Annotated in this window: 9 protein-coding genes; 3 read left to right on the forward strand and 6 right to left on the reverse strand. The window is 43.9% G+C overall.

All coding sequences use genetic code 11. The features are described from left to right. Positions 1-90 precede the first annotated feature (90 nt). Genes ccmE through ccmA form a run of 5 tightly spaced genes read right to left on the reverse strand, consistent with a single transcriptional unit; the run spans position 91 to position 2,818 of the window. Positions 91-570 carry a cytochrome c maturation protein CcmE gene (gene ccmE / locus ABYB02_RS14130; RefSeq protein WP_372763064.1) on the reverse strand — a complete coding sequence of 160 codons (480 nt, stop codon included), beginning with the start codon at positions 568-570 and terminating at the stop codon, positions 91-93. Beyond that, complete coding sequence (ccmD, locus tag ABYB02_RS14135) at positions 570-770, reverse strand: heme exporter protein CcmD (RefSeq protein WP_372763056.1); 201 nt, start codon at positions 768-770, stop codon at positions 570-572. Before ccmD ends, ccmE begins: the two co-directional genes overlap by 1 nt. A gap of 2 nt (positions 771-772) precedes the next feature. Next, positions 773-1,510, reverse strand: a complete 738-nt coding sequence (locus ABYB02_RS14140) for a heme ABC transporter permease (RefSeq protein ID WP_372763057.1) — start codon at positions 1,508-1,510, stop codon at positions 773-775. Position 1,511: 1 nt separating this feature from the next. After that, on the reverse strand, positions 1,512-2,198 hold the full coding sequence (gene ccmB, locus ABYB02_RS14145) for a heme exporter protein CcmB (protein ID WP_372763058.1): 687 nt from the start codon (positions 2,196-2,198) through the stop codon (positions 1,512-1,514). Further along, positions 2,198-2,818, reverse strand: coding sequence for a cytochrome c biogenesis heme-transporting ATPase CcmA (gene ccmA / locus ABYB02_RS14150; RefSeq protein ID WP_372763059.1), 621 nt, complete (start codon positions 2,816-2,818; stop codon positions 2,198-2,200). Before ccmA ends, ccmB begins: the two co-directional genes overlap by 1 nt. Positions 2,819-2,931: 113 nt before the next feature. Here ccmA and ABYB02_RS14155 point away from each other — a divergent pair, with 113 nt between their 5' ends. The 3 genes from ABYB02_RS14155 to ABYB02_RS14165 are packed head-to-tail and all read left to right on the forward strand — an operon-like array spanning position 2,932 to position 5,189. Further along, on the forward strand, positions 2,932-4,383 hold the full coding sequence (locus ABYB02_RS14155; RefSeq protein WP_372763060.1) for a hypothetical protein: 1,452 nt from the start codon (positions 2,932-2,934) through the stop codon (positions 4,381-4,383). A gap of 33 nt (positions 4,384-4,416) precedes the next feature. Next, the gene (locus tag ABYB02_RS14160; RefSeq protein WP_372763061.1) at positions 4,417-4,878 is read left to right on the forward strand and encodes a flagellar hook-length control protein FliK; all 462 of its coding nucleotides are present in this window, start codon (positions 4,417-4,419) and stop codon (positions 4,876-4,878) included. Between the two features lie 2 nt (positions 4,879-4,880). Then, positions 4,881-5,189 (forward strand): EscU/YscU/HrcU family type III secretion system export apparatus switch protein, encoded by a 309-nt coding sequence (locus tag ABYB02_RS14165; protein WP_372763062.1) that lies wholly within the window; start codon positions 4,881-4,883, stop codon positions 5,187-5,189. A gap of 42 nt (positions 5,190-5,231) precedes the next feature. On the opposite strand, the gene ABYB02_RS14170 is transcribed toward ABYB02_RS14165, so the two are convergent. After that, positions 5,232-5,445, reverse strand: a 214-nt coding sequence (locus ABYB02_RS14170) for a DUF2802 domain-containing protein (RefSeq protein ID WP_372763063.1), incomplete at its 5' end; no start/stop codon positions are given.

Here is a 5,445-nt window from a genome sequence, read left to right on the forward strand (position 1 = left end):
TATGTGCCCCCCACAGCGGAAAAATACACAATAAAACACTTAGCACTAAGGCTAAGGTTAAAGAAAAATAACCAATTTCTGGGATCATTATTAATTACCACTATTTAGGTTGTATTTGGGTTTTTCGTGCTTAATTCCTTTTACTGCCTCAGCAACTTCAGCGGGCATGTATTCTTCATCGTGTTTAGCCAATACCTCAAAGGCTTCGATTACGTTTGGCTCAATTAACACCCCTTGAGCAACAATGCCTTGGCCTTCGCGAAATAAGTCTGGCAAAATCCCTTGATAACGCACTGTAACCAGTGGGCCGGTGTCAATTAAGTCAAAGCTCACTTGTAAGCTTTGCTCATTACGCTGTACTGAGCCCGGCACGACCATGCCACCAATACGTAACTTTTGGCCTATTTGCGGTTTTTCTTTATTTGGACCTTTACCGTCAATGAGTTCGCTTGGGGTATAAAATAAGTTAATGTTTTCTTGCAGTGCATACAGCACTAAGCCTATTGATGCCCCTATGCCAAACAGCACAGCTACAATTACCAATAAGCGCTTTTTACGTCTTGGATTCATCACACTTGCTCCTGTTTGGCTTTTTTAATGCGGGCTTCACGAGCAATTTGCTGTGCAACCGATGTCATGATCTGCTTAGTTTCACGCAGTGAGCTAAATAAAATACCGAGTAAAATGAGTGCGCATGTACCAAACGAAAGCCATACATAAAAACCATAGCCTCCCATAGCAATAAAATCTGCAAACGAGTCAAACTGCATAACTACCTCTTAATTAACAACTGGCGCACCCAAGGACGGTGCTTTTCGCGGCGGAGTATTTCATTTTTCAGGCGAATTAACGTAACCGTGCCAATAAAGGCAGCAAACGCTAATATATTTACCATTAATGGCCAAAACATACTCGGATCGATGGCTTTCGTGTCAAACTTGGTGATCGTTGCGCCTTGATGTAGGGTATTCCACCACTCCACCGAGTAATGAATAATCGGTAAATTAACCACTCCCACAATCGCTAAAATAGACGCGGCGCGTCCTGCGGCTTTTTTATCTTCAAAGGCATGGTATAACGACAACACCCCTAAATATAAAAATAACAAAATAAGCTCAGAGGTTAACCGCGCATCCCACACCCACCAAGCACCCCACATAGGTTTACCCCAGGCAGCGCCAGTAATAAGTGCAATAGCGGTCACGCATGCGCCTACCGGGGCAATCGCAATCACCGCCAACTCGGCATTGCGTATTTGCCATACTAATGCCACCACGGCGGCAATCGCCATTGATGAATAAGCCCCCATAGATAAAATAGCCGAAGGCACATGAATAAAAATGATTCGGTAACTGTCTTTTTGTTGGTAATCGGCCGGTGCAAAGCCCAGTCCCCATACCCAACCAATGACCATACTTAGCGCCGTAATAACGGCAAAATAAGGCAGTAGTGTATTGCATAATTGATATGCACGCTCTGCTTTAGCATAGGGATGTAACCACTTCCACATATTAACTTACACTCACTTTTAATGCTGATGATATGGCGATTGGCGCACTAATAATAGCAATCACTAACATGGCGCCAAGTATTGCAAGCTGCCCACTATAGTCCAGCGACATTGTGCTGGTATCAATCGCAGACGTTGCAAAAATTAAAACCGGAATATACAAAGGCAGTACCAGTAAACTCATTAAAATACCGCCTTTTTGTAATCCTACAGTAAGCCCTGCTCCTATTGCGCCAATAAAGCTCAATAGTGGCGTGCCGAGTAACAGCGTTAATAAGGTTGCCATTAACGCGGTGTTGTCTAAATTCAATAATAACGCAAACAGCGGCGTCATCAGTACCAAAGGCAGTCCCGTTATAACCCAATGTGCCGCCACTTTTGCCAGCACAGTGAGCGACAACGGGTAAGATGTCGCTATTAACTGCTCAAGCGAGCCATCGTTGTAGTCATCTCTAAATAACTTATCCAGGCCCAACATGGTCGACAATAACGCCGCCACCCAAATAATACCCGGCGCCATGCGCGCTAATAGACCGGGTTCAGGGCCAATAGCTAACGGAAATAATGAAATTACAATTAAAAAGAATAAAATAGGGTTAATAATTTCAGCACGTTGGCGAAACGCCAGTTTTAAGTCTTTATTAAAAACGGCTTTAAACAGTAACCAATAAGAGTGGTGTCGAGTCATCAATGACGATACTCCAAGGTGAGTGTTTGTAAATTATTAAAGTGCGCGGTTAAATCTTGGTGCGTGGTTAGCAGTATGGCACCACCGTTATTTAGGTGCTCAGCAAACCGTTGCTGTAAAAATGCCACTCCGCTTTTATCAAGCGCCGTAAATGGCTCATCTAAAATCCATAACTTTGCATTGCTTAGCCACAGTCGTGTTAGTGCAACACGACGCTGTTGCCCCGCCGACAAGGTGCGCACTGGCACATCTTCCAGCCCCACTAACCCCAACTTAGCTAATAATGGGTATAAATCAGCAGTGTCAACATAACCGTTGATTGCCAACCAATGGCGCACATTTTCCAGCGCACTAAGCTGCACATTCACGCCGGTTTTATGGCCAATGAAGAGTAACTCCCTGGCATATTCATCATAATATTTGCTGATCGGCTGATTAAGGTAAAAAACCTCACCTTCATCAGGCTGAGAAAAGCCAGCAATAATGCGCAATAATGATGTTTTACCCGCCCCATTAGCACCGGCTAATTGCATGATTTGACCGCAATTAAGGCTAAAATTAAGATCCGCAAACAAACAACGATCTTGCTTGATGCAGGTGACGGACTTAATGTGTAACAAGATGACGATTCTCTATGCCAAAAATTAGGCGTTAGTCTATCATAATGATAGGGTAATACGAATATTGCTTTAAAAACGATTCACTAAAAATAGCGAAAATTTGATTTATCATAATGAATAAACCACTGCCACTTACCTTGTCTAATGCCTTGGTTAATAACCTAGCAAGCAACAACGCCGCTTCGCAATCAAGTCCGCTTCCCGGCGCAGTATTAGCCGCTAAAAATATTCAGTTTGCTAAAGACGCGATTACGCTTGACGTAATGTTAGACAAACAATGGCAAACACTACGCTTAGGCACCACTAATACAGCGCAGCACAAGGTTAAAATAGCGAATGCCAATATACAGCTCAGTGCCAATGGTAAGCAGCTTACAATCACTCCACACAATACGTCGTTAACATTAACTCAGCCGGCGCAATTACAGCGCTTATTTAACTACATTAACAGTGGTTACGAGCACCACAATAACCCTATGCCCGCGCAAGTTGTTCAAGCCCCCACGCCACAATTGCTGATCAATAAGCTCAATGTCAGTATCGCTATAAATAAACAGGTGGCACAATTATTAGTCGCAGAGCAACCGTTAAAGGTGATGATCAATAGCCACAGTCAGGGGACTCAGCTTGATGTTATCAACCGCTTTGCCGATATTGTTCACTCTCAAGCATTAACTCAAACTAAGCTTACGGCACTGTTAGCACAGCTGCTACCTAACCCGCAACTGCAAACTCATGGCAAAACAGCCGCCTTGAGCCACCCTGCAATGCCGGGAGCATTTAGTATTAATATAACGACAAAACAACGCAATGAATTACCCACAACGGCCGTTAACGCTACTATCACTCAGCACGCTAATAAGTTAATAATTAACACCGCACTAAAGCCAATTGCAGTGACACTCAATAACTCTTTTAGTAACGCATTTAATAATATTGCCAGCACGCAACAAGGGACGCAGCAAACACATACGCTAGCAAGCCCGCTACTGGCCTCAGTGAATAGCCCGATCAACTCGTGGCTAAAAGGCAGTGTTGCTGATTTAAAAACACGTATTACTGATGCAGTAAGCTATTTTCAACATAAACCCTTTGCCTATAACGACAAAGGCGGATTATTAAAACCGTTCGCAACAGCAAATAAGCTAATGCTTAGTTCCCCTTTCGCAGCAAAGCCATTGCTCAACCCGGCTGAAATTGCAGATCTCGCTGATGCGCATAGCAAACCTTTGTTAAGCCGCCAGATTAATGACATAACAAATAAACTAACGCAGCAATCACCCGATCTAACACGCTTAGTTAATCACGCCTTTAACCGTATTATCTCAAGTAACAACCTACAGCCCACCACGATTCAACGTGAAATACTGGCAACCTTACAGCCTTCGCTACTCAGCTCTAATGCGCTACAAAGCAGTTTCAGCAAAGGCTTAGAACACCTTGCGGTGAGTGTGTTAGCAGCGCCTGCAATTAGCCAAGCGCCGGCGGCTATTAGTGTGCCTAATCACTCTGGTTTAGATGCGTTATTACAGCTGTTATTACCCACCTTCAAAACGGCAAACTAAGCTAAGTTACTTGAACAATTACAACAAGCCAACGTGCAAGCGCTGGCGGGTGAGTTAACCAATATTAAAAATACGCTAAGCCAAGTACAGCTTACTGCAACTCAGCAACAAAGCGATTCAAACCCGTTAGTTAACTTTTTGCTACCGATGAAACTTCCCCCCGATGCGGCGCAAACCGAGCTCACTGTGGGGCAATATAACAAGCCAAAGGCCGATAAACAGGCAGGTAAAAGTGTATGGTTTGTAAGACTTAATTTTGACTATGGCGCTGTTGGGCAGTTACAGATTATCGCCGAACTGATGGATAAAGCACTGGATTGCCAACTTGTTGCTTCTAGCCAAGCGATCACCGCGCTTGCCCACCCGCAACTCGATAATTTAAGATCTAAGCTAGCAAAGCACGGATTACAAGTGGGTGAACTTACCTTACAACAAGCAGAGGCTCACCATGATAGCTTTTATCAGTCACATGCCATTATTAATATTAAGGTTTAACCATGACAGACAACGCCGACAGTAAATCAGCCATTGGCCTGTTATATGAAATGGGTCACGCGCCAAACGTCAGTAGCAAAGGCTTTGGTGAGTTAGCCGAGCAAATAATAGCGGCGGCGGAACAAAAAGGGATTATGATCCACCAAGATGCCGCGTTAGCAAAAACCCTCTCGCAGTTACAGTTAGGTGAAGAAATACCCAAAGAGCTGTATTACGTGATTGCTGAGCTGATTGCTTTTTCGTATGTGTTAAGAGGGGAGTTTCCACCTGGTTGGCAAGATTTTCAAGGTAAGCTAAACATTAAAGCTTAGCCACAGCAAGCGTGATACATGAGCTAAATAACAAAAAGGCAGCTAGCCACCTTTTTGCTTATGCAAGGAAAACAACAACTCGGCTTCCGCTCTGGGCAATTCGCATTCACGAATGACCTCATTCAAGTCAGCGCCAAGTTCAACCATTTTTACCGCTCGAGAATAAATTTTAGCATCGGGATCATCATATTTTTGCGCGGCTTGTTGCTGCACTAACTCTTCACATTGCTGTTCAATGTCGAGTACCCGCTTACCA

It is taken from the genome of Pseudoalteromonas sp. (genome assembly GCF_041613455.1).
Classification (GTDB): Bacteria; Pseudomonadota; Gammaproteobacteria; order Enterobacterales; family Alteromonadaceae; genus Pseudoalteromonas.

Excerpts from the sequence above, each read along its gene's own strand:
- ccmE (WP_372763064.1), bottom strand. The coding sequence starts at position 570 with ATGAATCCAAGACGTAAAAAGCGCTTATTGGTAATTGTAGCTGTGCTG.
- ccmD (WP_372763056.1), bottom strand. The coding sequence starts at position 770 with ATGCAGTTTGACTCGTTTGCAGATTTTATTGCTATGGGAGGCTATGGT.
- ABYB02_RS14140 (WP_372763057.1), bottom strand. The coding sequence starts at position 1,510 with ATGTGGAAGTGGTTACATCCCTATGCTAAAGCAGAGCGTGCATATCAA.
- ccmB (WP_372763058.1), bottom strand. The coding sequence starts at position 2,198 with ATGACTCGACACCACTCTTATTGGTTACTGTTTAAAGCCGTTTTTAAT.
- ABYB02_RS14155 (WP_372763060.1), top strand. The coding sequence starts at position 2,932 with ATGAATAAACCACTGCCACTTACCTTGTCTAATGCCTTGGTTAATAAC.
- ABYB02_RS14165 (WP_372763062.1), top strand. The coding sequence starts at position 4,881 with ATGACAGACAACGCCGACAGTAAATCAGCCATTGGCCTGTTATATGAA.